Below are 24,216 nucleotides of genomic sequence, written 5' to 3' on the forward strand. Positions count from 1 at the left end.
CGAGCGCGCAGGCGGCTGCAAAGCGCCGTTTCTTCCGGAGGGTGTGGGCACGGTCAGGCGGCGTGCGCGAGTTCGGGGCGAACGAGCCGCCCGACCTGTGGTCGCGCGAAATAATAGCCCTGCATGTAGCGCACACCGATGCCGCGCAATTTGTCATATTCAGCGCGCGTCTCGACGCCCTCGGCAATCACCTTCACGCCCAGTCGCGAGACCAGATGAAAGGTTTCCTCGACCACCAGCCGCCGTGCCCAGCTGCTGCACAAACCGCGGATCAAATCGGGCTGGAGCTTGACGGCATCGGGCAGGAAGCGGCTCATCAGCGTCAGCCCCCAATCGCCTGATCCGAAGTCGTCGATGATCGTGGTCATGCCCATCTTGCGATAGGCGCGCGCGACGCGCTCCAGATGCGCATCGTCGAGTCGCTTGCACTCGCTGAATTCGAAGGTCAGCCGTTCCGGCGGGAACCCCGTTTCTCGCGCGGCGCGCAAGGTGCGCTCGCTATCGGCGACGGGATCCTCAATCGCCTCGGGCAGGAAGTTGATCGACAGCAACGCCCCGGAGGCGATGATTCCCGCATCGACGGCCTGGCGAATCGCGGCCACGCGGCATTGCTGGTCAAAGGCGTAGCGCGTTTCGGGCGTCACCCGCGCCAGCATTTCCGGGGCTCCTTCGCCATTGGGTCCGCGCACCAGCGCCTCATAGGCGCAGGTGCGATTGGCCACGACGTCCATGATGGGCTGGAACGCCATGACGAGGTGAAAGTCATGCTCCTGCGCATCGGTTGGGCGTGCGTGTTGACCGGACAAGAGACGCTTCCTCTGTTGACCCTTGTCTATTGATAGACGCTACGCGGCCGTAACGGGTGCGCTGCGCGATGGTTATTTTACCGCTAAGCCAGTGTGTGGCGGTGACAGGCGGGGCGGAGCAAACTCGATATGGTTAAAGCCAACTTCATTGGGAAAGCTAAGTATTGGTAGTATAAGAGAAGTATAAGATCATCGATATTGGCAACGGGGGCGTATCGATGAAATTCACCTATCTCGGCGGGATGGTCCTCGCGTCGTGCGTCCCTGTGATGGCCGAGGCGCAATATACCGTGCAGTGGGCGGCTCCGGCTGCGGTCACCTCCACCACGGCGTATTTACCGATGGGAACGCCGCTGCAATTGACCACGCGCACCGAGCTTAACACCAAGGACAATCATGCGGGCGACCGCTTCTATCTCGAAGTGGCCGAACCGCTTGTCTATCGCGGGCAAGTGGTGGTGCCGGTCGGGTCGATCGCGGTGGGCGAAGTGATGCGCGCCGAACGCAACGGCCATTTCGGCAAGCGCGGCCAGCTCGATATCCGGCTCGATTATGTGCAGACGCCAAACGGACCGATCCGCTTGTCGGGTCGCACCGCGCGGCAAGGGACCGGGCAGGGCGCGCTGGCAATTGGCGGCGCGCTGTTCATTTCGTGGCCGATGCTGTTCATTCACGGCACCAGCGGCAGGATGCCCGCCGATACGGTGGTGACAGCCTACCTCGCCGACGATCTGCGTTTCAACGTGCAGGCAGCCTCGACGCAAGCGGTGGCAGCCATGCCGGATAGCGAGCAACAGGCGCGCCGAGCGCCGCCCGCGCGGTTTGATCCGTCGGTTTTTTCGTCAAACCGACCGTAGGGGAGCTGACCGAGCGCGGCCTAATGATGGCCGCGCTCGGTTCATATCATACGGCTAAAGCGGCCTTCAGGGCGTCGACCAGATCGGTCTTTTCCCAGGTGAAGCCATCCGCATCGGGCTCACGACCGAAATGGCCGTATGCGGCGGTGCGCTTGTAGATCGGGGCGTTGAGCTGCAGATGCTCGCGAATGCCCTTCGGCGTCAGGCGGACGAGCTGCGGCAGCACTTGCTCGATCTTGGCTTCGGTAATGCCCTCGGCACCGGTGCCATGCAGGTCGACATAGAGCGACAGCGGCTCGGCAATGCCGATCGCATAGCTGAGCTGGATCGTGCAGCGCCGCGCAAGACCGGCCGCGACGACGTTCTTCGCCATGTAGCGCGAGACGTATGCTGCCGAGCGATCGACCTTGGTCGGATCCTTGCCCGAGAAGGCGCCGCCGCCATGCGGGGCAGCACCGCCGTAGGTGTCGACGATGATCTTGCGGCCGGTGACGCCCGCATCGCCGTCCGGCCCGCCGATTTCGAAGGCACCGGTCGGGTTGATGTAGATCTTGGTCGCGTCGGTAACGAAGCCCTCGGGCAGCGTCTCGGTCAGCACGCGCGAAACATAAGCGTGCAGTTCTTCGTACAGCGCCGGATCGGCATTGTCGCCCTGCAGGCAATAGCCCGCCTTATGCTGGGTCGAGACGACCAAAGCGGTCGCACGCACCGGCACTTCATTCTCATATTCCAGCGTGACTTGGCTCTTGGCGTCGGGCTCCAGGAACGGGGCTGCGCCCGAATGGCGGTCGGCGGCCATGCGCTCGAGGATCTTGTGGCTGTAATAGAGCGTCGCGGGCATCAGGCCCGGCGTCTCGTCGGTGGCGTAACCGAACATGATGCCCTGGTCGCCAGCGCCTTCGTCCTTGTTCGCGCCTTCGTCCACGCCCATCGCGATTTCCGCCGACTGGCCGTGCAGATTGTTGTGGAAGGCGAAGGTTTCCCAGTGGAAGCCCGACTGTTCGTAGCCGATTTCCTTGACCGTGTTACGCACGGCAGCCTCGATCTCGGCCAGCGCGCCCTCGGCCCATTCGCCATTTTCATACACGCCTTTGCAGCGGATTTCGCCGGCAAGCACGACCAGGTTGGTCGTCGTCAGCGTTTCGCACGCGATGCGCGCATAGGGGTCCTTGCTCAGGAACAGGTCGACCACGGTGTCGCTGATCTGGTCGGCGACCTTGTCGGGATGGCCTTCCGAGACCGACTCGGAGGTGAAGAGAAAACTGGAACGCATGTGGTGAGATCCTCAATGGTTGAGGAGAGCTTTGGCCGTTGCCATGCCTGATATAAAGCTTTCCTTATATGACGCCCTATCGTGCGAAACGGCGCAATGCAATTGCCGACAGGAGGAATGCGGCACCAACAATTAGTGCTATCAGGTTGCCCAACCGCGCGAACAGGGTGGGCGGAGCCACAGGCGGGATCGGCCGTTCGATCGCGCCCGGCGTGTCCGCGGGGATCGACGCGAGCACGCGGCCCTGTGCATCGATGATCGCCGAGATGCCGGTCGGCGTGGCGCGGATGACCGGCAGGCCCTCCTCGATCGCGCGCATCCGCGCTTGCGCCAGATGCTCGGCCTGGCCCCAATAGCCGAACCAGCTGTCGTTGGACGGCTGGAACAAAAAGGCCGGGCGGTGGCCGGGTTCGACCACCGCGCCCGAAAAAATGATCTCGTAGCAGATCTGGAACCCAACCCGGCCGAAAGCGGGCAGATCAAGCCCGCCAACGCCTCTGCCCGCCGAAAAATCGAAGTCGCCCGGCACGAGGCGCGCCAGTCCGATCGCCGAGAGTAGCGGGCGCGCGGGCAAATATTCGCCAAATGGCACCAGATGCCCCTTATCGTACCGCCCGAGGATGCGCGCGTGCGAATCGAGCGCGAAGATCGCGTTGGTCGCGCTGGAAAGCGTGCCTGCCGTATCGAACATCAGCGCATTGCCACCGGTCAGCACCACATCCGTCGGGCCCAGCAGCGCGGCGATGCGGTGGCGCGTCTCATAGGGCGTCGCTTCCCAATAATATTGGCGGGGATAGCCATCCTCGGGCAGGAAACGCAGCGCGCCCTCGGGCCAGACGATCAGGCGCGGGGCAGGGCCGGGCTTGCCGCTCAGGCGCGCGAGCTGGCGCAAATTGGCCTCGGCATAATCATCGCGCGGGCGCTGTTCCTGGTCGAGATCGGGCTGGACGACGCGCACGCGCGGGGCGTTGGCGGCGATGCGGGTGGGGGCGGGTTGCTCCAACGCTGTTACGCCGAGGAGTATCGGCAGCGCGAGCATGGCGGCGCTCGTCCGCCATTGTCGGGTAACGGCGAGCAAAACCGCCCCTGCCGCGAGGACAGCGACCCCCGACAGGGCGTAGGTGCCGAAAGACCGGGCGCTCGCCGCGACGGGGGTCGGCAACCAAATCTCCGACAGCGGATTCCACGGATAGCCGGTGAACAGCGACCCCCGTAGATATTCGGTGGCGATCCATGCGGCGGCGAAGCTCAGGACATAGGGCGCATCCGGCCGCGCCCCGCGAAAACGCCACGCCACCCCGGCGGCGGCCATCGGGAAGACGCCGAGATACAGCGCCATCACGCCCGGCGCGATCCAGCCGAGCGCGTGCGGCATCGCATCCTGATAGGTGAAGGCCTTGGCGATCCAGTTATTGCCGATCAGGAAATGCGCAAAACCAAACAGCCACCCGCGCCACAATGCCGCGCGGATGCCGGGTGCTTCGTGCACGATCCACAGCCACGCCGCCACGCAGCCAAGCGTCACCGGCCATAGCTCCAGCGGCGCAAAGCCGACGGCGGCAATCCCGCCAAGCAGGAAGGAGAAGAGCGCGGGGCGTTCGGTCATGCCCGCGCTATCGCGTGATCGCGACGGCGACGCAACCAATCCTCCCCGGAACGGGGAGGGGGACCCTGAGCATTCAGCGAAGGGTGGAGGGGGCGTGCCACGAGCGCAGCGCCTGTTGAGAGCCCCCTCCACCCCCAGCCTGAAGAAGGCTGGCGGTCCCCCTCCCCGTGCCGGGGAGGACTTGCTACACCACCCCCATGACCCGCCCCTTCCACCTCGCCTTCCCGGTCCACGATCTCGCCGCCGCGCGTGCCTTTTACGGCGGCACGCTCGGCTGCAGCGAAGGCCGCAGCTCGGACGCATGGATCGATTTCGATCTCTACGGCCACCAGATCGTCGCGCATCTCGATCCCGCCGCGACGCCCGTCACCGTCTCCAATCCGGTCGATGGCCATGACGTGCCTGTGCCGCATTTCGGCGTGGTGCTGACCATGGCCGACTGGAAAACGCTTGCCGATCGGCTGACGGCGGCGGGCACACGCTTCGGCATCGCCCCGCATCTCCGCTTCGTCGGCCAGCCGGGCGAGCAGGCAACGATGTTCTTTTATGATCCCAGCGGCAACGCGCTCGAGTTCAAGGCGTTTGCCGATGACGCGATGCTGTTCGCGACGTAAAGGACCGGACATGAGCGAACCGATCATCGTCGAATTTCCCCACCACCTCGGGCTGGAGGCCGCGCGCGCGCGGGTCGATGGCGGCATCGGCACATTGGCCGGCATGTTCCCCGGCGGCGCGGCGGTCGATCACCGCTGGGAGGGCGATACGCTGCACTTCACCGTCGCCGCTTTAGGCCAGCGCGTCGCCAGCCGCCTGACCGTCGCCGCCGACAAGGTCCGCGCCGAAATCGACTTGCCGCCGTTCCTCGCGCTGTTCGCCGACAAGATCCGCGCGAAACTCGCCAAGGAAGCGCCAAAGCTGCTGGAGTGATCCGTCATGCCGGGCTCGTCCCGGCATCCACCGTGACGCATCTCCTGCGGGTGATGGTCTTGGTGCTCTGTGGACCCCGGCACGGGGCCGGGGTGACGCGGGTGAGACGTTACTTCGCGCTGACCCGCCAGATCGTGTTGCCCACATCATCCGCCACCAGCAGCGCGCCCGTCGCATCGGTGATAACCCCAACCGGACGCCCCTGCGCCTGGCCCTTGGCGTTGAGGAAGCCGGTCAGCACATCAACCGGCTTGGCACCCTTTTTGGGGAAGCCAAGATCGCCGAACGGCACATAGGCGACTTTATAGCCCGACACCGGCACCCGGTTCCACGAACCATGCTCGCCGACGAACGCGCCATTGGCGAAGTTCGGGCCCAATTTCGCGTCCTGCGCGAAGGTCAGGCCCAGCGCGGCCACATGCGGCCCCATCGCGAAATCGGGGCGCTTGGAATATTCCTGTAGCGCCGGATTTTCGGGCTTCACCCGCGCATCGGGATAGCCACCCCAATAATACCAGGGCCAGCCGAAATTGTCGCCCAGGCCAACGCGGGTGATGTAATCGGGCACGATGTCCGACCCCAGCATGTCGCGTTCGTTGACCGCGACCCACAGCGCGCCCGATTTCGGCTCGAACGCCATCCCCTGCGGGTTGCGCAGGCCAGCCCCGAATACGCGGAAGCTCTTGGCGACTGGATCGACCTGCAGGATGTTGGCGCGGTATTTCTCGGCATCGAGCCCGTTTTCGGCGATGTTGGTGGAGGAGCCGACGCCGACATACAGATATTTGCCTGCCGGATCAGCGAGCAGCGTGCGCGCCCAATGGTTGCCGCCACCGCTCAGCGGGATGACCTTCTCAGGCTTGGCGGTGATCTGGGTCTGCCCGGGCGTGAACGGCACGCGCAGCAGCGCATCGGTATCGGCAATGTAGAGATAGCTGCCCATCAGCGCCATGCCGGTGGGGGAATTGAGCCCGCCGATCAGCACCGTCTGCACCTCGGCCACGCCGTCCCCATCGGTATCGCGCAGCAAGCGGATGCGGTTGGGCGAGGCGACCCCGGCACCGCCCTTTTTCATCAGATACCCCATTACCACATCGGCGATGCCGGCGACCTTGCGCGGGGGCGAATTGGTCTCGGCGACCAGAATGTCGCCATTGGGCAGCCGGTAAAGCCAGCGCGGGTGGTCAAGCCCATTGGCGAAGGGCACCACCTTCAGCCCGGGTGCTGCCACTGGCCTCGCGCCATCCTTCCAGCCAACCGCATCGGCCACCGCGATGGTCGGGATGGTCTGGTCGCGCGGGGCGGAGATGGTCGGCCGTTCGCCCTCGACCTTGGCGATCGGCAGCGTCGCCACGTCGGGCTGCACCGCCCACCAGATGACGGCCCCCGCGAGGACAAGGACGATCGCGAGGATGATGAGGATGTGTTTGCGCATGGCCGCAAACTAGGGGGTGGAGCGGGGGAGGGGAAGGCGATTCTGCCCGATTAAAACGGGAAAGGGCCGCCGACCTGTGGTCGACGGCCCTTCTTGGTTCAGCGGATCGGCCGGATCACGCCACGTCGAACCGGTCGAGATTCATCACCTTGGTCCACGCCGCGACGAATTTGCGGACAAAGGCGTCGGCGGCATCGTCGGTAGCATAGGCCTCGGCCAGCGCGCGCAGTTGCGAGTTGGAGCCGAAGATCAGGTCCACGCGCGTGCCTGCCCAGTGCTCGGCCCCGGTCTTGCGGTCGCGCGCGACGAACACGCCATCCTCGCTCGCCGTCCACTTCATCGCCGTGCTGGTCTTGAGCAAATTGACGAAGAAGTCGTTGGTCAGCGTTTCGGGCCGTTCGGTGAACACGCCGTGGGTGGAACCACCGAAATTCGCGCCCAGCACGCGCAGGCCACCGACCAGCACCGTCATTTCCGGTGCCGACAGCGTCAGCAATTGCGCGCGATCGACCAGCAATTCCTCGGCCGAATACGGCAAGGGCGCACCGACATAGTTGCGGAAGCCGTCGACCTTGGGCTCGAGCGGCGCAAAGGAATGCGCGTCGGTCTGCTCCTGGCTGGCATCGGTGCGGCCGGGCGTGAACGGCACGGTCACATCATGCCCGGCTTTCTTCGCCGCCGCCTCCACCGCAGCATTGCCGCCGAGCACGATCAGATCAGCCAGCGACACTGTCTTGCCACCCGCGTTGAACGCCGCCTGGATCGCTTCCAGCTTGGCGAGCGTCTCGGCGAGTTCGACCGGCTCGTTAACCGCCCAATCCTTTTGCGGGGCAAGCCGGATGCGTGCGCCATTCGCCCCGCCGCGCTTGTCGGTGCCGCGGAAGGTGGAGGCCGAGGCCCACGCCGTCTTCACCAGCCGCGAGATCGACAGGCCCGAGCCCAGGATCTGCGCCTTCAACGCCGCCGCATCGGCCTCGTCGATCAGCGGATGCGTGGGCGCGGGCACCGGATCCTGCCAGATGCGCGGCTCGGCGGGGACTTCTGCCCCCAGCATTCGCACATGCGGCCCCATGTCGCGGTGGGTCAGCTTATACCACGCCTCGGCAAAAGCGGTCGCGAACTGGTCTGGGTTTTCATGAAAACGCTTCGAAATCGGCCCGTAAATGGGGTCGAAGCGCAACGCGAGGTCGGTCGTCAGCATCGTCGGGCGATGCTTCTTGCCGGCGATATGCGCGTCGGGCACGTCTTCCGCCGCATCCTTGGCGACCCATTGATGCGCGCCCGCCGGGCTCTTGGTCAGTTCCCACTCATGGCCGAACAGGTTGTCGAAAAACAGGTTGGTCCATTTGGTCGGCTCCTGCGTCCAGGTCACTTCCAGGCCGCTGGTGATGGTGTCGGCACCATTGCCGCTGCCATAGCTGTTGGCCCAGCCCAGACCCTGCTGCTCGATGCCCGCACCTTCGGGTTCGGGGCCGACATATTGGTCGGGCACGGCGGCACCATGCGTCTTGCCGAACGTGTGCCCGCCCGCGATCAAAGCGACGGTTTCCTCGTCATTCATCGCCATGCGGGCGAAGGTCTCGCGAATGTCGTGCGCGGCGAGCACGGGGTCGGGGTTACCGTCCGGGCCTTCGGGGTTGACGTAGATCAGCCCCATTTGCACCGCCGCCAGCGGGTTGGCGAGTTCGCGCTCGCCCGAATAGCGGCCACCCGGCTTTTCGCTGGTCTGTAGCCATTCGCGTTCGGCCCCCCAATTCACATCGGTCGCGGGTTCCCACACATCGACACGGCCTCCGGCGAAACCAGCGGTCTTGAACCCCATGGATTCCAGCGCGCAATTGCCGGTCAGGATCAGCAGATCGGCCCAGGACAAAGCCCGGCCATATTTCTGCTTGATCGGCCACAACAGGATGCGCGCCTTGTCGAGATTGGCATTGTCCGGCCAGCTGTTGAGCGGGGCGAACCGCTGCTGCCCGCTGCCCGCGCCCCCGCGCCCGTCGCCAATGCGGTACGTGCCCGCGCTATGCCACGCCATGCGGATGAAAAGCGGCCCATAATGGCCGAAATCGGCTGGCCACCAGTCCTGCGATTCGGTCATCAGCGCGAAGATGTCGGCCTTCACTGCCGCCAGATCGAGGCCCTTAAACGCCTCGGCATAATCGAAATCGGGGTCCATCGGGTCGCCGGCGGGCGGGTTCTGGTGGAGCACCGACAGGTCCAGCTGGTTCGGCCACCACAGACGGTTGGTCATTTCGAACAGGACGGCGTTGCCATCCACCTTGCCCGCACCCATCGGGCATTTCGTTTCGGCATTCATGGCAGTCTCCATTGCGGTTTCTGGTTGGCTTGCGCAGAGGATGCCATGACGGCCTTGATCGGAGAAATGGATTAATCCGCCAAGAGTGATCGGTCGGCTAATATGAACCAGGGCGCTGTGCCATTCATGCGCTTGTCGCGATGCGAACCGGCCTCGGCTGCACGGCGACCGACGGCGCGTCTTCGATCGGCCGCTTGGCATAACGGCGTGCCAGCGTCGCGCAGACGAACAATTGCGCCTGGTGGAACAGCATCAGCGGCAACACAATCAAGCTGACCGCATGCCCGGCGAACAGGATCGTCGCCATCGGAATGCCGCCCGCCATGCTCTTCTTCGATCCGCAAAACACGATCGCGATCTCGTCCTCGGTCGAAAACCCCAGGCGGCGGCTGAGCAGGGTCGTCACACCGATGATGCTCGCCAGGATCACCAGGTCGATCGCCAGCACGATCGCCAGGTCGGACACCGACAGGCTGGTCCACACGCCCGCGACGACGCCCGCGCTGAACGCGGCATAGACCACCAGCAGGATCGACCCGCGATCGACTACTGCAGTCAGCGTGCGGTGGCGCAACAGCCACGCCCCGATCCACGGCCGCACCGCTTGCCCGGCGACGAACGGCAGCAGGATCTGCAAGGCGATGCCCTCGATCGCCGTGATCGAAAAGCCGCCCCCTGCCGTGGACAGCAGCACCGCCACCAGCAGCGGGGTCAGCACGACGCCAAGCAGATTGGAGAGCGAGGCACTGCACAATGCGGCCGGCACATTGCCGCGCGCGATCGCAGTAAAGGCGATCGAGGATTGCACCGTCGAGGGCAACAGGCACAGATAGAGCAGGCCCACGCCAATGTCGGGCGGCAGCACGCCGCGCACCGCCCAGGAGGCACCCAGGCCGATGATCGGAAAGATCACGAAGGTGCTGGCGAATACCAGCGATTGCAGCCGCCAATGTGAGATCCCGGCCCACACCGCTGCGGGCGAAAGGCGTGCGCCATAGAGGAAGAACAGCAGCCCGACCGCGACTGTCACCGCGCTTTCGGCCAGCGGCTGGGCGGAGCCGCGCGCGGGCAAAAGAATGGCCAGCCCGACCGTGCCGATCAACAGCAGCAAATACGGGTCGATCGGGGAACGCGCGATCAGCGAGCGGACAGTGGGCATGGCAAAAACATCCTGAAGGAGGCCCCGCCGACTTATGCTCCAAACCACTTACGCACAATTGTGATGGCAGCGATAACAGTTATCACATAATATGATGATCATGGATGCCGCCCACCCCGATTTGCTGGTCGCCTTCGTGACCGTAACCGAGACGGGGAGCTTTACCGCAGCGGCGCGTGCGCTCGGCACCCGCCAATCGACCGTCAGTCAGCAAATCAAACGGTTGGAGACGATCTTGGGGCGTGCCTTGTTCGCGCGCGATACCCACAGGGTGGCACTGACGGTCGATGGCGAGACCCTGATCGATCCTGCGCGGCGCATTCTCGATGCCTATGGCGCGATGGAGCGGCAAGTGTCGGGCACCCCGTTGCGCGGGCGCTTGCGCTTTGGCGCGTCCGAGGATTTCGTGCTGTCGGCGCTGCCCGATGTGCTGGCCAGTTTCGCGCGGCGCCACCCGGAGGTGGATCTGGTGGTGACCGCCGGGCTCAGCCAGACTCTCTACGATGCGTTCGATGCCGGCACGCTCGATATCATCTTCGTCAAACGCCGGTCGGGCGATCCGCGCGGCGTGACGGCGTGGCGCGAAGCGGTCGAATGGGTATCGCGCCCCGGTTATCAGCCGGATGCGGAGGGTGCGCTTGCGCTGTTGCTCTATCCGCCACCCAGCGTCACCCGCGCCATGGCGATCGCCACGCTCGATCAGGCGCGTCGACCGTGGCGCGTCGCCTTCACCAGCGCGAGCCTCAGCGGACTGACCGCCGCCGTGCGCGCTGGCCTTGGCATGATGCCGCATTCGCTGCGTTTACTGCCAGCGGGCCTGGCCCGCGTTACGGCGGATGCCGCGCTGCCCGTCTTGCCCGAGATGGAATTCGTGATCGTCGGTCCGGGGCGGGGTGAGCCCGTGGCGGAGGCGCTGACCAAATCGATCCTGTCCTGGGCGGGCAGCGCATAGCGCATTCCGACTCCGGAAGTGAAAACGCGCGTGCGTTCGCCTGCCTTTCCCCTAACTTTCCGCGATCGGACAAGGTCGCTGCGGCAAGTCGGCTGCACATCGCTTCTTTCAGTCCGGCAAGCGATCGGTCGGCCATGCCCGCGCGCTGTGGATCACACGCAGGATCGTCACGGCGCGCTCGTCGTCGGTCAGGGCGTAAGCGATGATATAGGGCAGGCCGCGTACCGACTTCTCATAGGTCCCGGCGACTCGGCCAGGATGGCCGGTCGCGAAATCGCCCAGCCGCTTGCCGGTTCTCTGGATCGCATGGACGACCCGCTCGGCGGCATCGGGGTCATCTTCGGCGATGTGGCGCAGAATGCCCAGATAGTCGTCTCGGGCACTGTCGGTCCACAGTACGGGTCTCACCCGCGCGCGGCTTTCCTTTGCCGGGCGTTGGCGATGATCTGCCGGGCTTGGGCGGTCACATCGTCATGCGATGTGACGCGGCCCGCCTCGATATCGGCCAGGCCTTGTTGAACGCCTTCGATAATGCCCATTTCGCGTTCGACATAAGCGGTTACCGCGGCGGTCGCGAGATAGGAACTGCTCCGCCGCGTGCCGCGCGCAAGCCGTTCCAACTTGTCGCTGATGTCGAGCGGAACCCGGATCGTCATCGTGGTGCTGCTCATCTCAGATCTCCGTGCGGCCCCTGCGGGTAGGGTAGCACAACAGCGCTCGCCGCAATACTCTGGGCGCACCCATTTGCCTTATGCGTGCTCAGGCTCGGCCTTGGGCGGGTGCAGCCGCACGCCCAGCACGCGGCGCGTGTCGGCGGCGGTGATTTCCAGCGTCCAGCCGCTGTCATGCACCAGGCATTCGCCGACATGCGGCATGTGCCCGGCAAGCACCGCGGCGAGCCCGCCGATCGTGTCGATGTCGCCATCCACCTCGGCCAGGCGCGGGTCGATCGTCTCGCCGACATCCTCCAGCTCGGCGCGGGCATCGGCATCCCAGGCACCGCCGTCCAAGGGCACGAGCAGCGAATGCGGCGCATCGTCATGCTCGTCCTCAATGTCGCCGACGATTTCCTCGATCAGATCCTCGATCGTGACGAGGCCCTCGGTCCCGAAATATTCATCGAGCACAATCGCGAGATGCACGCGCTTCTGCCGCATATCGGCCAGCAGATCGAGCGCACCGCGCGACATCGGCACATAAAGCGGCTCGCGGATCAGCGCGGCAATGCTGGCGGGATGCTCGGCCCCGGTGGCGAGGATCGCGAACACGTCCTTGATATGGACCATGCCGATGATCGTATCGAGCTTTTCGCGATAGACCGGCAGGCGGCTATGCCCTGCCTCGGCGAACAGCTGCACGAGATCGGCGAAGCTGGTCTGCTCCTCGACCGCGACGATGTCCGCGCGCGGCACGCCGACATCGCCCGCATCACGCTCGCCGAAATGGAGCAGGTTGCGTACCATCGTGCGTTCGAGCGGAGAGAGATCGCCCTTGGCGTCGGGCGCGGGGTCATCCTCATGCGCGTCGATCGCTTCCTCGAGCGTGGCGCGGAGCGACTCGTCGCCCGAATGACCCGAAATCCAGCTGCGGAAGCTCCGCCAGATGCTGGTTTCATTAGGCGAGGCACCGCCGAGATGGCTGGCGGTGCCGGTCGTACTTTGGCCGTCGGGCATGGCGGTCGTTTAGTCCTCTTCGAGACAATAAGGGTTGGCGATCCCAAGGGCGGTGAGCGCGTCGACCTCGATCGCCTCCATCGCATCGCCCTCGCGATCGTCCAGATGATCATACCCTAGCAAATGCAGCGTGCCATGCACGATCAAATGCGACGCATGATCATCGACGCTCACGCCTTTTTCGGCGGCCTCGCGCACGCACGTCTCATAAGCGAGCACGATGTCGCCGAGCAGGATCTCGCCCCCCCAAGTGTCATTGGCGTCGCTATTCTGGTCGATCGTGTCGAGCAGATCGGCCTGCACCATCGGGAAGGACAGCACGTTGGTCGGCTTGTCCTTCTGGCGATACTGGGCGTTGAGCGTCTGCACCTCGGCATCGTCGGTCAGCCGGATCGAGATTTCGACCGTGGCGGTGACGGTGAGCAACGGCCCATGCGGCGTGCGTTCCATCGCTGCGGTCGCGGCGCGGGTGGCGAGGGCCTCCCAATCCTGCTCGGGCCAGACGTCTTCGCGCGAGAGGGCGATTTCAAGCATCAGGCCATGTCCGTGTTTGCAAAGTCGTTGCCCGTGTAGAGCAATGTGGCGTCGTTGGTTTTGGCGCAGGCATAAGCGAAGCAATCGCCCATGTTGAGCTTAGCGGGATGGCCGCTGCCTTTGCCATAGCGATTGTGCGCGTCAACGGCGGCGTGGCTTTCGAGCGCGCCAATGGGCACGAGACGGATCGCAAAATGGGCTATGAACGTCTCGATTTCGGAATAGGCAAAGGCGATCGGAAGAGTGCGCTTGCGGGCTACCGCGCGCGCTGCCTCCCACAGCGAGAGGGCCGAACACAGGACTTCGTCCGCCGCGCCGAAGCGTTCCTCGATCGCGGCTGAACCGGGTTCTCCAGTCATCATCGCGACCATCGCGGACGCATCGAGAAAGAGGATCAATCCTCCTCCTCATCGTTCAGCGAATCGTAGAATGCCTTGTCGGCTTCGAGCCCCGTCGCTTCGCCGAGCGGGTGCTCCGCTCGCCATGCCGCCAGCCGATCGTGAATGCTGCGGCTTCGCTCCGCCTCAAGGGCGCGCTTGCGATGTTCGAGAGCGTCGTGGACGGCAGCGGTCTTGCTCGTGCCAAGCAAGGCGGCAACCTCACGCGCGAGATCGGCGGTGTCGGAATTCTTGATATAGAGCGAGGCCATCGGACTCTCCGGGATATCCCCTGTATAATCCTGGGATATCCCGATCGTCAACTAACTCGTCCCCTCATACGCCTCGACGATCCGCCCGACGATCGGGTGGCGCACCACGTCGCCGCTGCCGAAGCGGCAGATCGACAGGCCTTCGACACCCTCCAGCCGACCGACGGCATCGTTCAGCCCGGAGGCATTCATTCCGCCGGGAAGATCGGTCTGCTTGGGGTCGCCGCAAATCACCATGCGGCTGTTCTCGCCGAAGCGGGTGAGGAACATCTTCATCTGCGCAGGCGTGGTGTTCTGCGCTTCGTCGAGGATGATGAAGGCGTCGGCCAAGGTGCGCCCGCGCATGAAGGCGATCGGCGCGATCTCGATTTCGCCGCTGGCGATGCGCCGTTCGACCTGCTCGGCGGGCAGGCAGTCGTTGAGCGCGTCGTACAGTGGGCGAAGATAGGGATCGACCTTCTCCTTCATGTCGCCGGGCAGGAAGCCGAGCTTTTCGCCCGCCTCCACCGCCGGGCGCGACAGGATCAGCCGTTGCACGCTGCCGGTGATGAGCTGCGCGACGGCCTGTGCGACCGCGATATAGGTCTTGCCGGTGCCTGCTGGCCCAAGCGCGAAGATGATGTCGTTATTGAGCAATTGCCGCATGTAATGCGCTTGCGCGATGGTGCGCGGCACGATCGTCTTCTTGCGCGTGCGGATCATGATCTGCGGCACCGCGCCGCCACCGGCATCGGCCTGGATGATCCCGGCGAGCGTCGGCTCGCTCGACATGGCGATGACCGCGTCGATCAGGCCGGGATCGACCACTTCGCCGCGCACGATGCGGTTGTAGAGACCGTGCAGCACATCGCGCGCTTGCGCGACGGCCTCGGCGCTGCCCTCCAGCCCCACCTTGTTGCCCCGCGCGGTGATATAGACGCCGAGCTTGTTCTCCAGTGCGAGCAGATTCTGGTCGAACTCGCCGAACAGTTGCGCCATCAGTTGCGGTCGGTCGAACACCAGTTCGGTCCGGCTGCGGTCACCGGATTGCGCGGGGACAGGCTTGCGGCTCATGCGGTTCCTTTGCTCGGTTGGGTGGGCAACAAATCAGGAAAGGGCCGCGTGGTAGCGGAAAGCGGCGTCGAGCGTGCTGACGGAGGCGTCAGCGTCGCAGCCCGACGCGTTCGAGCACGATGCGCGCGCCCGACAGCAGGATCATGCCGACGCCCGCCGCGATATAGACCCACAAGGCGACCGGATTGCGCTTCCATTGCGGCGGAACGAGATCGGTTGGCGCGGGCTTCGACATGACCCCTATTTGGGCTTTCCGACGGCTAATGTCGAGGGGTTGTGCGGCTCCCCTCCCTGGAAGGGAGGGGCTGGGGGTGGGTCGGTTTGAGGCGGGCGTCCGGGGGCGGCAACGGGCCGACCCACCCCCGTCCCCTCCCTTTCAGGGAGGGGAGAATTTAGGCTGTGCGCGTTCCCAGCATGGAATTTGCCCCGGCTTCGGCCAGCGTTACCTCGACCAGGTCCCCGATCGCCGCATCGCTGACGAGGTGGACTGATTGCAGCCACGGGCTCTTGCCGATCAACTGCCCCGGCAACTTGCCGGGCCGCTCCAGCAACAACTGGCACGTGCTGCCGACGGTGGCGGCGTTGAACGCCGCCTGATCGCGGTTGAGCGCAGCCTGGAGCCGCTGGAGCCGTTCGTCCATCACCGCTTCAGGGACCTGCTCGGCCATCGTCGCGGCGGGGGTGCCGGGGCGCGGGCTGTATTTGAAACTATAGGCCTGGGCATAGCCGACCGCGTCGACCAGGCTCAGCGTCTCCTCGAAATCGGCGTCGGTCTCGCCGGGAAAGCCGACGATGAAATCGCCCGACAGCGCAATGTCGGGGCGGCGCGCGCGGACGCGGTCGAGAATGCGCAGATAGGAATCGCGGCTGTGGCTGCGGTTCATCGCTTGCAGCACGCGGTCGCTGCCCGATTGCACGGGCAAATGCAGGAACGGCATCAGCTTCTCGATGTCGCCATGCGCGTCGATCAGCCCCTGCGTCATGTCATTGGGGTGGCTGGTGGTATAGCGGATCCGCGCCAGCGCCGGGATTTCGGCCAGCACCGCGATGAGATCATGTAAGCCGCGCGTATCGTCGCTCCAGGCGTTGACGTTCTGCCCGAGCAGCGTGATCTCGCGCGCGCCCGCATCGACCAGCGCTTTGGCTTCGTCGACGATCTGGTCCCAGCCGCGCGAGACTTCGGCGCCGCGCGTATAGGGCACCACGCAATAGGTGCAGAATTTGTCGCAGCCTTCCTGCACCGTCAGGAACGCGCTCGGCGGCACGCGGCGGCGTGCGGGCAGATGGCCGAACTTCATGTCGACCGGCATATCGGTATCGAGCGCGGATTCGCCGCGCGCCGCCCGCGCCACCAGCTCGGGTAGATTGTGATAGGCTTGCGGCCCCACCACCACATCGACCTTGGCGCGGCGCACGATCTCGGCACCTTCGGCCTGGGCGACGCAACCGGCGACGGCGATCATCGGCGCGCGGCCAAGGTCCCGCAGCGCTTCCTTGCGCAGCCGTCCGATGTCCGAATAGACCTTCTCGGTCGCGCGTTCGCGAATGTGGCAGGTGTTGAGCACGACCAGATCGGCTTCGGTCGGATCGGCCTGGGTCAGGCCCTGCGCGGCCATCAATTCGGCCATGCGATCGCCGTCATAGACGTTCATCTGGCAGCCGAAGGACTTTACGGCATAGGTTTTGGGCGCGGGTTTCATGATCAGCGGGCTATAGGCGCGCCGCGCGAGCGTGACAAATTACGGTTGCGGGTGGCCGGTAAAGGGCTGCAGCGGGCGACCGATCGCGCGGACCAGCGCTTCTTCGATGCGACGGCGGCTTTCGGCGGCGATGGCTTTACGCCCAGGAAAATCGCGCGGGTGGAACGGCTCCAGAAACGTGACGGTCATACGAAACGTGCCAGCCCGGGCGAGCAGGCGCACCGCATTGTCCTTGCCCGACTCGACGCCGATCCAGGAGATTTCCTCGCTCGCCGCGCCATAATCGAGCAACACCGGTTGCACCAGAATCCCCGGCGGAGGTGGTTCCAGCACCTTCAGCATCGGCGTCTTGAACGGAAAGAGCGAACGACCGTCAGTAGTAGTGCCCTCCGGGAAGACGGTGACCGACCAGGTTTCGGCCAGCGCATCGCGCAGGCGGTTGATCTGTTCGGCAACGCCCAGGCGATCCTCGCGCTCGACAAAAACGGTGCGGTTCAGCGTGGCGAGCCAGCCGACCACCGGTGCATCGCGAATTTCCGCCTTGGCGACGAACGCAGTGCCGCTCGCCCCGGCAATGGCGAGGATGTCGATCCAGCTGACATGGTTGGAGATGTAGAAGACATCGCGCTTCAGCGCGGCACCCTTCACCTTCACGCGCGCACCGCAAATTCGCGCGGCCGCCGCCAGGAAGAAGCGTGGCCAGGGCGAGGAAATATGTAGGATCCGCCACAAATAATGCGGGGGAATCGCGATCAGCAGGGCAAGCGCCAACAGCGTGGAGCGGATACACAAGCGCCACCAGCCGAGCCAGCCAAGCGGTGGCGGATTGCCTGCTGCCGCCGCGGCGCGGGCCTCGGGGCGAATCGGCATCGCCTCAGGCCTTGCGGTCGAGCGCTACGCCGTAGAGTTCCATGCGGTGATCGACCAGGCGGAAGCCGAGTCTTTCCGCAATGGCTTTTTGGAGCTGTTCGAGCTCGGGATCGACGAATTCGATAACCTTGCCGGTCTCGACGTCGATCAAATGGTCGTGATGCGCCTCGGGCGCGGGCTCGTAGCGCGAGCGGCCATCGCCGAAATCGTGCCGGTCGAGAATCCCGGCTTCCTCGAACAGGCGGACGGTGCGGTACACCGTTGCGATCGAAATGCCGGGGTCGATGGCGGACGCGCGCTCATACACCTTCTCGACATCGGGATGATCGTCGGCATCTGACAGCACGCGCGCGATCACGCGCCGCTGATCGGTAATGCGCAGGCCTTTTTCTGCACAGAGAGCTTCGAGATCGATGTGACGCGCCATGAGAGGCGTTTAGGCGTTTCGCGATTGTTGCGAAAGGGGATAGTGATTCGCAATAGGCAAAGGGTCAGCCCCTCCCACGCCGGGGAGGGGCTAAACGGCTTAGCGAACGACTTTGCGACGCTTGGTGCCGAGGCCAATCTTCTTGGCCAGCGTGCGGCGCTGTTCTGCGTAATTCGGTGCAACCATCGGATAATCCGCAGGAAGATTCCACTTCGCGCGATATTGCTCCGGGGTCATCTGATAGTGCGTCATCAGGTGACGCTTGAGCATCTTCAACTTCTTGCCGTCTTCCAGGCACACGATGAAGTCGGGCTTGATCGAGGAGCGGACCGACACAGCCGGCTCCTGCTTCACGATTTCAACCGGTGCCGGACCGCCGAGGTTGCTTAATGCACCGTGAACGTGAGCGATCAGCACCGGAAGATCCGAAACTGCAACGCTATTGTTGCTGACATGGGCCGCAACAATATCTGCGGTCAGCGTGATCAAAGTCTCCTGAAGCTCGTTCATGGTGTCCATTAATAATCCTTTCAACCGAACTGGACGATTGTTACGCATCGTCAGGGAGACGCCTATGGCGCCTCATCACGCTTCGCGCAAGTAGGTATTGTGCCGCATGACAGTATTGTTAGGTAGGATTGTTAGGATAGGTCCCGCCGAAATGTCAGAGCATTGAACAGGCGACCGTTAGGTCCCCGATAGTAATCTCGCCGCTCGCCGACTTTTGCAAAGCCTTCGTTGCTATAGAGCTTGATCGCTTCGTTGCCGTCGCGCACTTCCAGGTGGAGCGTCCGCGCACCTTGCGCCGACGCGTCGGACGCGACCGCGCGCAGCAAAGCAGCGGCAACGCCCCGCCGCCGCAAATGCGGCGCGGTTGCCAGCAGCAGCAACTCCGCTTCTTCCAGGACTCGGCGGCACAGCGCAAAACCGGCCGGCTCTCCACCAACTTCAGCAATCGTCAGCCACACACCGGGCATGGCCAGCAGACCCAGGACTTGATTGTGCGTCCACGCTTCTCCGAAACGGGCATCAAACGCAGCCTGCATGATTCGATCGACGATCGCGAGATCGGCGACGGCACCGCTGCGCAAATCGATCCCCAGCATCGTGCTCATGCGGCGGCTTCCGCGGTCGCCTGCGGTTTTGCGTCGGGCGCGCGCCCATAAATGGGCTTCGGCTCCAACCCGGCCAGGCCAGGTGTCAGCAGCACCGCATCCATGGCATCGGGCAGCCAGGCTTCGGCCGCCACGGTCGGGTCCAACGCGGTGAGGAAGCGCACGCCGTTACCGACCGCCCGCCGACCGCCCAAAGTCGCCAGTGCCATTTCGGGACGCAGCGAGGCAAACGGGCCGGTTTCGGCAAGTGGAGCGCTGAACCCCTGCATGAACACCTCGCCGTGGCCGCCTTCCAGCACGACGGCAATCTCGCCCGTCATGCCGCGAGAAAAAGCGGCGGCCGCCAGCAGCGGCAGCGAGGAATAGCCGCTGAGGCTTGCGCCCCAGCCGAGCGCAAGCCCGCGCGCGGCGGCGATGCCGACGCGGATTCCGGTAAAGCTGCCGGGCCCGCAATCGACCAGAATGTGGGCTGCGCGACCGCCCTCGGGCAACGCCGCGATCATCGGCACCAGCCGCTCGGCATGGCCGCGTCCCACGATTTCATGGGCGTGCGCGACGACGCGGGTGTTTTCGATCAACGCGACCGAGCAGGCCGCCGTCGCGGTTTCGATGACGAGGGTGCGCAAACCGCGATCAGGCGATGCTGTTGAACTTCTCGAACGCCGGGCGGGGCAGGCGATCAAAGATCGTCGCGGGGTCGCCATGGCCAAGCGTCGAGATGAAGTTGGTGGTGACTGACGGCGTATCGGCGAAGAAGGCCGCATCGACCTTGCCGGCATCGAAGCCCGACATCGGCCCGGTATCGAACCCCAGCGCGCGCGCCGCGATGATGAAGTAGGCGCCCTGCAGCGTCGAATTGCGGAAGGCAGAGGCGGCGCGGAGCTCGGCATTGCCATCGAACCACGCTTTGGCGTCGACGTGCGGGAACAGCTCGGGCAGATAGTTATGGAAGTCGCGGTCCATACCGATGATGACCGTCACCGGCGCGTTGAGCACCTTGGGCGCGTTCTGCGCCGAGCAGCACTCGGCCAGCTTGGCCTTGGCGGCATCGCTGGTGCACCACACGAAGCGCCCTGGAAGCTGGTTCGCCGACGTCGGGCCCCATTTCATCAGCTCCCAGATCGCGTGCAGATCGCTCTCGCTGACCGGCGCATCGGTATAGCCGTTATAGCTCCGCGCGGTGCGGAAGATCTGGTCCAGGGTCGCGTCGTTCAAAACGGTCATCATACAGCTCGCACTTCGGTGACTTCGGGGACGTAATACCGCAGCAATTGCTCGATGCCGTTCTTCAGCGTCGCGCTCGACGACGGACAACCGGCGCACGCGCCCTGCATCGCCAGATAGACCTTGCCCTTCTCAAAGCCACGATAGACGATGTCGCCACCATCATTGGCGACCGCCGGGCGGATCCGGGTTTCGATCAGGTCTTTGATCTGTGCGACGATGTCGGCATCTTCGGGATCGTCGGTAAAGGAGTCTTCGGCAGGGACGCTGATCGCGCCAGCGGTGCCGGGACGGAAGAGCGGCATGTCAGCGCTGAAATGGTCGAGCAACAGGCCAAGCACGTCGGGCTTGAGGTTGCTCCAGTCGGTGCCGGGGGCGGCCGTGACGGAAACGAAATCGCGCCCGAAGAACACGCCCGTCACGTCGCCCAAGCCGAACAAAGCCTCGGCCAGCGGCGACGCCTCGGCCTCTTCGGGGGTGACGAAATCACGGGTGCCCGCGTCCATCACCGTCCGGTTGGGAAGGAATTTGAGCGTCGCCGGGTTGGGCGTTGTTTCGGTCTCGATCAGCATGGCTGGCATGTGGCGCGCGTGCGGCGTGCGCGCAAGAGCGGATATGTCGGGAATAGGAAACGCAGCGTCGCCAAATGCGATCCTCGGCCAGGCGTACATCGGCTGCCGCTGGCGGATGCGGGTTCGCCGCGCTATCGTGACCGGTATGATCGTGTATTCGCGCACCGCGCGCCTCGCCCTTCTCGCCTTTCTGACCATCGGCGCTGCTCCTCAGCATTCGGTACGGGCTCCCGAAAGCCGCGCCGACGCGCAGCAGGCCACGCCGTCATCGAGCGCCGACGCGACCGATGGACGCCCCGGTGCTGCCATCGCCAGTCGTGCGGCCTGGCTTTATAAGGGCAGCGACATCACGCCCGATCCGGCATGGCATTTCGGGGTGTTGAAGAACGGCCTGCGCTATGCGGTGCGCAAGAATGGCGTGCCGCCGGGGCAGATTTCGGTGCGGGTGCGGATTGATGCGGGCTCGCTCTACGAAAAAGACGGCGAGCGCGGCTTTGCCCATATGATCGAGCATCTCTCCTTCCGCGGCTCGGAATATGTGCCCGATGGCGAGGCCAAGCGGATCTGGCAGCGGATGGGGACGACCTTCGGGTCGGACACCAACGCCCAGACGACCCCGACCCAGACCGTCTACAAGCTCGATTTGCCCAGCGCGACCGATGCCGGGATCGATGAGAGCCTGCACATTCTGGCGGGCATGGTGTCCAAGCCTAACATCACGCCGCAAGCGCTCAATGCCGAGCGCCCCGCCGTGCTCGCCGAGCAGCGCGAGGCACCGGGGCCGCAAGTGCGCGTGATCGATGCGCTGAACGCGACCTTCTTTGCCGGGCAACCGCTCGCCGATCGTTCGCCGATCGGCCACGTCGCCGAGCTCGAGGCGGCGACCGCCGAGACGGTGAAGGCGTTTCACGATCGCTGGTATCGCCCCGAGCGTGCCCTTGTGGTGATTGCCGGGGATTTCGACCCGGCCAAGCTCGAACTGATGGTCGCGAAGAATTTCGCGGATTGGAAGGGTACCGGCCCAAATCCCGCCGACCCCGATTTCGGCGTGCCCGATCCCAAGCAGATCACGACCAAGGCGGTGGTCGAGCCTGGTATCCCGACGCGGATCGAAATGGCGATCCTGCGGCCCTGGCGCTACAATGACGATACCGTCCTGTTCAACCAGAAGCGCCTGGCCGACTCGACCGCGCTCGCCGTGATCAACCGTCGGCTGGAGACGCGAGCGCGCTCGGGCGGCAGCTTTATCGCGGCCGCCGTCCGGCTCGATGATCCGTCGCGCTCGGCCAACGGTACCTTTGTCACGATTCTGCCGGTTGGCTCGGCGTGGGAGCCTGCGTTGAGGGACGTGCGCGCGGTGATTGCCGACGCGCAGGCCTCGCCGCCGACCAAGGCCGAGATCGAGCGCGAGCTTGCCGAGGAGCGCATCGCCTTCAAGACGCTGGTCGACACCTATCGCGCCGAGGCCGGGAGCAAGGAAGCCGACGACATGGTGCAGGCGCTCGACATTCGCGAGACCACGACAGCGCCCTCGACGATCCAGAAGGTCTTCGAAGATGCCGAGAAAAAGGGCTTCTTCGCGCCGGACAAGATCCTCGCCTCGACCCGGCGGCTGTTTCAGGGCAGCGCGACCCGCGCCCTGATCTCGACTCCGGTCGCCGAACCTGGCGTCGAGACAAAGCTCGCTGGCGCGCTCAAGGTCGATGTCAAAGGCCTTGCGGGCAAGCGCGTCAAGCAGGGCAAGGTGACGTTCGATGCCTTGCCCAAACTCGGGGCCCCGGCGACAATCGTGTCGCACACGCCGATCAAAGAATTCGACATGCAGCAATATACGCTGTCGAACGGCGTGCGCGTGCTGATCTATCCGACCACGTCGGAGGACAGCCGCGTCTATGTTCGCGTGCGCTTCGGTGGCGGGTATAATGCCTTGCCGACCGATCGCGAGACGGCGGCGTGGGCGGCCGGCCTTGCGCTGACCGCAGGCGGTATCGGCAAGTTGAACCAGGGCGATCTCGACGAACTGACCTCGGGTCGGCGGATCGGGCTCGACTTCGGCATCGATGAGGACGCCTTCACCTATAACGCGATGACCTCGCCGACCGATCTGGGCGATCAATTGCGGCTGATGGCGGCGGCGCTGTCCGCCCCAGCCTGGGATCCGGCACCGGTGCTGCGCGCGCGGGCGGTGGCGATTTCGGGATATCCGAGCTCAAACTCGTCGCCCGAAGGGGTGTTATCGCGCGATCTCGAACGGTTGCTGCACGATGGCGATCCGCGTTGGGGCAACCCCAGCCTGGCGGCGATCACCGCCACCACGCCGCAATCGTTCCGCGCGCTGTGGGAGCCCCTGCTCAAGACCGGGCCAATCGAGGTGATGGTGTTTGGCGACATCAAGGCCGATGCCGCGATCGCGGCGGTGCAAAAGACGCTGGGGGCGTTGCCGCCGCGTGCGGTGCCGGCGGGGGTGGTGGTGCCGCCGGTGCGCTTCCCGGCGCATAACCTGCAGCCGGTGGTGCGCACGCATGACGGGCCGGACAATCAGGCAGCCGCCGTGATCGCCTGGCCGACCGGTGGCGGCGTCGCGGGCGCGACCGAGTCGCGCCGTCTCGACGTGCTGGCGGCGATTTTCAGCGATCGCCTGTTCGATCGGCTGCGCTCGCAAGCGGGCGCAAGCTACAGCCCCAACGTCTCCAGTTCGTGGCCGACCGGCACGCCGAGCGGGGGGCGCATCATGGCGATCGGCCAGGTCGCGCCCGACAACATCCCGCTGTTTTTCAAGCTGTCGCGCGAGATTGCCGCCGAGCTGGTGGCCAAGCCCGTCGATGAGGACGAATTGAAGCGCACGATCGGGCCGATGCAGCAATCGATCATGCGGCAATCGACCGGCAACCAATTCTGGATGAACCAGCTCGATGGCGCGACCTATGACCCCGCCCGCATCGCTGCGCTGACCCATCTCTATTCGGACATCTCGTCCATGACGGCGGCGGACCTGCAGGCGACGGCGGCAAAGTATCTCCGTCCCGATCGCGACTGGACGATGCAGGTGGTGCCGAAGGCGAAGTGA

The 24,216-nt window shown here is 64.8% G+C and carries 27 protein-coding genes; 5 read left to right on the plus strand and 22 right to left on the minus strand.

Annotation, left to right across the window (positions count from 1 at the left end; all coding sequences use genetic code 11):
* Window positions 1-53: 53 nt before the first annotated feature.
* On the minus strand, window positions 54-806 hold the full coding sequence (locus H4W01_RS03340) for an EAL domain-containing protein (protein ID WP_334685133.1): 753 nt from the start codon (window positions 804-806) through the stop codon (window positions 54-56).
* 218 nt (window positions 807-1,024) lie between these two features.
* On the opposite strand from H4W01_RS03340, the gene H4W01_RS03345 reads away from it, so the two are divergent.
* Window positions 1,025-1,663, plus strand: coding sequence for a hypothetical protein (locus H4W01_RS03345; protein WP_209609894.1), 639 nt, complete (start codon window positions 1,025-1,027; stop codon window positions 1,661-1,663).
* A gap of 46 nt (window positions 1,664-1,709) precedes the next feature.
* On the opposite strand, the gene metK is transcribed toward H4W01_RS03345, so the two are convergent.
* Window positions 1,710-2,936 (minus strand): methionine adenosyltransferase, encoded by a 1,227-nt coding sequence (gene metK, locus H4W01_RS03350; protein WP_209609895.1) that lies wholly within the window; start codon window positions 2,934-2,936, stop codon window positions 1,710-1,712.
* A gap of 76 nt (window positions 2,937-3,012) precedes the next feature.
* Entirely contained in the window at window positions 3,013-4,542 is a 1,530-nt protein-coding gene (gene lnt, locus H4W01_RS03355) for an apolipoprotein N-acyltransferase (protein ID WP_209609896.1), read from the minus strand.
* Window positions 4,543-4,739: 197 nt separating this feature from the next.
* On the opposite strand from lnt, the gene H4W01_RS03360 reads away from it, so the two are divergent.
* Both H4W01_RS03360 and H4W01_RS03365 read left to right on the plus strand, forming a co-directional pair.
* Window positions 4,740-5,156, plus strand: a complete 417-nt coding sequence (locus H4W01_RS03360) for a VOC family protein (RefSeq protein WP_209609897.1) — start codon at window positions 4,740-4,742, stop codon at window positions 5,154-5,156.
* A 10-nt stretch (window positions 5,157-5,166) separates the two neighbouring features.
* Entirely contained in the window at window positions 5,167-5,469 is a 303-nt protein-coding gene (locus tag H4W01_RS03365; RefSeq protein WP_209609898.1) for a polyhydroxyalkanoic acid system family protein, read from the plus strand.
* 109 nt (window positions 5,470-5,578) lie between these two features.
* On the opposite strand, the gene H4W01_RS03370 is transcribed toward H4W01_RS03365, so the two are convergent.
* The 3 genes from H4W01_RS03370 to H4W01_RS03380 form a co-directional block, all read right to left on the minus strand.
* Window positions 5,579-6,904, minus strand: a complete 1,326-nt coding sequence (locus H4W01_RS03370; protein WP_209609899.1) for a PQQ-dependent sugar dehydrogenase — start codon at window positions 6,902-6,904, stop codon at window positions 5,579-5,581.
* A gap of 115 nt (window positions 6,905-7,019) precedes the next feature.
* Window positions 7,020-9,221 (minus strand): catalase/peroxidase HPI, encoded by a 2,202-nt coding sequence (gene katG / locus H4W01_RS03375; protein WP_209609900.1) that lies wholly within the window; start codon window positions 9,219-9,221, stop codon window positions 7,020-7,022.
* Between the two features lie 124 nt (window positions 9,222-9,345).
* A complete protein-coding gene (locus H4W01_RS03380) occupies window positions 9,346-10,380 on the minus strand; it encodes a bile acid:sodium symporter family protein (RefSeq protein WP_209609901.1) in 1,035 nt (344 codons plus the stop codon).
* A 91-nt stretch (window positions 10,381-10,471) separates the two neighbouring features.
* Here H4W01_RS03380 and H4W01_RS03385 point away from each other — a divergent pair, with 91 nt between their 5' ends.
* On the plus strand, window positions 10,472-11,332 hold the full coding sequence (locus H4W01_RS03385) for a LysR substrate-binding domain-containing protein (RefSeq protein WP_209609902.1): 861 nt from the start codon (window positions 10,472-10,474) through the stop codon (window positions 11,330-11,332).
* Between the two features lie 108 nt (window positions 11,333-11,440).
* Here H4W01_RS03385 and H4W01_RS03390 read toward each other — a convergent pair whose 3' ends face one another.
* The 16 genes from H4W01_RS03390 to H4W01_RS03465 form a co-directional block, all read right to left on the minus strand.
* The gene (locus H4W01_RS03390) at window positions 11,441-11,740 is read right to left on the minus strand and encodes a type II toxin-antitoxin system RelE/ParE family toxin (protein ID WP_209609903.1); all 300 of its coding nucleotides are present in this window, start codon (window positions 11,738-11,740) and stop codon (window positions 11,441-11,443) included.
* Window positions 11,737-12,003, minus strand: a complete 267-nt coding sequence (locus tag H4W01_RS03395) for a CopG family ribbon-helix-helix protein (RefSeq protein WP_209609904.1) — start codon at window positions 12,001-12,003, stop codon at window positions 11,737-11,739. Before H4W01_RS03395 ends, H4W01_RS03390 begins: the two co-directional genes overlap by 4 nt.
* Before the next feature lie 78 nt (window positions 12,004-12,081).
* On the minus strand, window positions 12,082-13,005 hold the full coding sequence (locus H4W01_RS03400) for a hemolysin family protein (protein WP_209609905.1): 924 nt from the start codon (window positions 13,003-13,005) through the stop codon (window positions 12,082-12,084).
* Window positions 13,006-13,014: 9 nt separating this feature from the next.
* Window positions 13,015-13,539 carry an rRNA maturation RNase YbeY gene (gene ybeY, locus H4W01_RS03405; protein ID WP_010407475.1) on the minus strand — a complete coding sequence of 175 codons (525 nt, stop codon included), beginning with the start codon at window positions 13,537-13,539 and terminating at the stop codon, window positions 13,015-13,017.
* Entirely contained in the window at window positions 13,539-13,937 is a 399-nt protein-coding gene (locus H4W01_RS03410; RefSeq protein WP_209609906.1) for a type II toxin-antitoxin system VapC family toxin, read from the minus strand. Before H4W01_RS03410 ends, ybeY begins: the two co-directional genes overlap by 1 nt.
* Window positions 13,934-14,188 carry a type II toxin-antitoxin system VapB family antitoxin gene (locus H4W01_RS03415; RefSeq protein WP_010407478.1) on the minus strand — a complete coding sequence of 85 codons (255 nt, stop codon included), beginning with the start codon at window positions 14,186-14,188 and terminating at the stop codon, window positions 13,934-13,936. Before H4W01_RS03415 ends, H4W01_RS03410 begins: the two co-directional genes overlap by 4 nt.
* Before the next feature lie 51 nt (window positions 14,189-14,239).
* Window positions 14,240-15,241, minus strand: coding sequence for a PhoH family protein (locus H4W01_RS03420; protein ID WP_010407481.1), 1,002 nt, complete (start codon window positions 15,239-15,241; stop codon window positions 14,240-14,242).
* Window positions 15,242-15,329: 88 nt separating this feature from the next.
* Entirely contained in the window at window positions 15,330-15,476 is a 147-nt protein-coding gene (locus tag H4W01_RS03425) for a hypothetical protein (protein ID WP_154651352.1), read from the minus strand.
* 157 nt (window positions 15,477-15,633) lie between these two features.
* Complete coding sequence (miaB, locus tag H4W01_RS03430; protein ID WP_209609907.1) at window positions 15,634-16,941, minus strand: tRNA (N6-isopentenyl adenosine(37)-C2)-methylthiotransferase MiaB; 1,308 nt, start codon at window positions 16,939-16,941, stop codon at window positions 15,634-15,636.
* Between the two features lie 39 nt (window positions 16,942-16,980).
* Window positions 16,981-17,811 (minus strand): lysophospholipid acyltransferase family protein, encoded by an 831-nt coding sequence (locus H4W01_RS03435; RefSeq protein WP_209609908.1) that lies wholly within the window; start codon window positions 17,809-17,811, stop codon window positions 16,981-16,983.
* 4 nt (window positions 17,812-17,815) lie between these two features.
* Entirely contained in the window at window positions 17,816-18,238 is a 423-nt protein-coding gene (locus tag H4W01_RS03440) for a Fur family transcriptional regulator (RefSeq protein WP_010407487.1), read from the minus strand.
* Window positions 18,239-18,337: 99 nt separating this feature from the next.
* Complete coding sequence (locus tag H4W01_RS03445) at window positions 18,338-18,748, minus strand: MucR family transcriptional regulator (protein ID WP_405131486.1); 411 nt, start codon at window positions 18,746-18,748, stop codon at window positions 18,338-18,340.
* A gap of 131 nt (window positions 18,749-18,879) precedes the next feature.
* Complete coding sequence (locus H4W01_RS03450; protein ID WP_010407489.1) at window positions 18,880-19,353, minus strand: GNAT family N-acetyltransferase; 474 nt, start codon at window positions 19,351-19,353, stop codon at window positions 18,880-18,882.
* The gene (gene tsaB, locus H4W01_RS03455) at window positions 19,350-19,979 is read right to left on the minus strand and encodes a tRNA (adenosine(37)-N6)-threonylcarbamoyltransferase complex dimerization subunit type 1 TsaB (RefSeq protein WP_209609909.1); all 630 of its coding nucleotides are present in this window, start codon (window positions 19,977-19,979) and stop codon (window positions 19,350-19,352) included. Before tsaB ends, H4W01_RS03450 begins: the two co-directional genes overlap by 4 nt.
* Before the next feature lie 7 nt (window positions 19,980-19,986).
* The gene (locus H4W01_RS03460) at window positions 19,987-20,580 is read right to left on the minus strand and encodes a malonic semialdehyde reductase (protein ID WP_010407491.1); all 594 of its coding nucleotides are present in this window, start codon (window positions 20,578-20,580) and stop codon (window positions 19,987-19,989) included.
* Window positions 20,577-21,149, minus strand: coding sequence for a NifU family protein (locus H4W01_RS03465; protein ID WP_209613230.1), 573 nt, complete (start codon window positions 21,147-21,149; stop codon window positions 20,577-20,579). The genes H4W01_RS03460 and H4W01_RS03465 overlap by 4 nt, the downstream gene beginning before the upstream one ends.
* A 43-nt stretch (window positions 21,150-21,192) precedes the next feature.
* Between H4W01_RS03465 and H4W01_RS03470 the strand changes: the two genes are divergently transcribed.
* Complete coding sequence (locus tag H4W01_RS03470; RefSeq protein ID WP_209609910.1) at window positions 21,193-24,216, plus strand: M16 family metallopeptidase; 3,024 nt, start codon at window positions 21,193-21,195, stop codon at window positions 24,214-24,216.

Source organism: Sphingomonas sp. PL20 (assembly GCF_017875905.1).
Lineage (GTDB): Bacteria > Pseudomonadota > Alphaproteobacteria > Sphingomonadales > Sphingomonadaceae > Sphingomonas > Sphingomonas echinoides.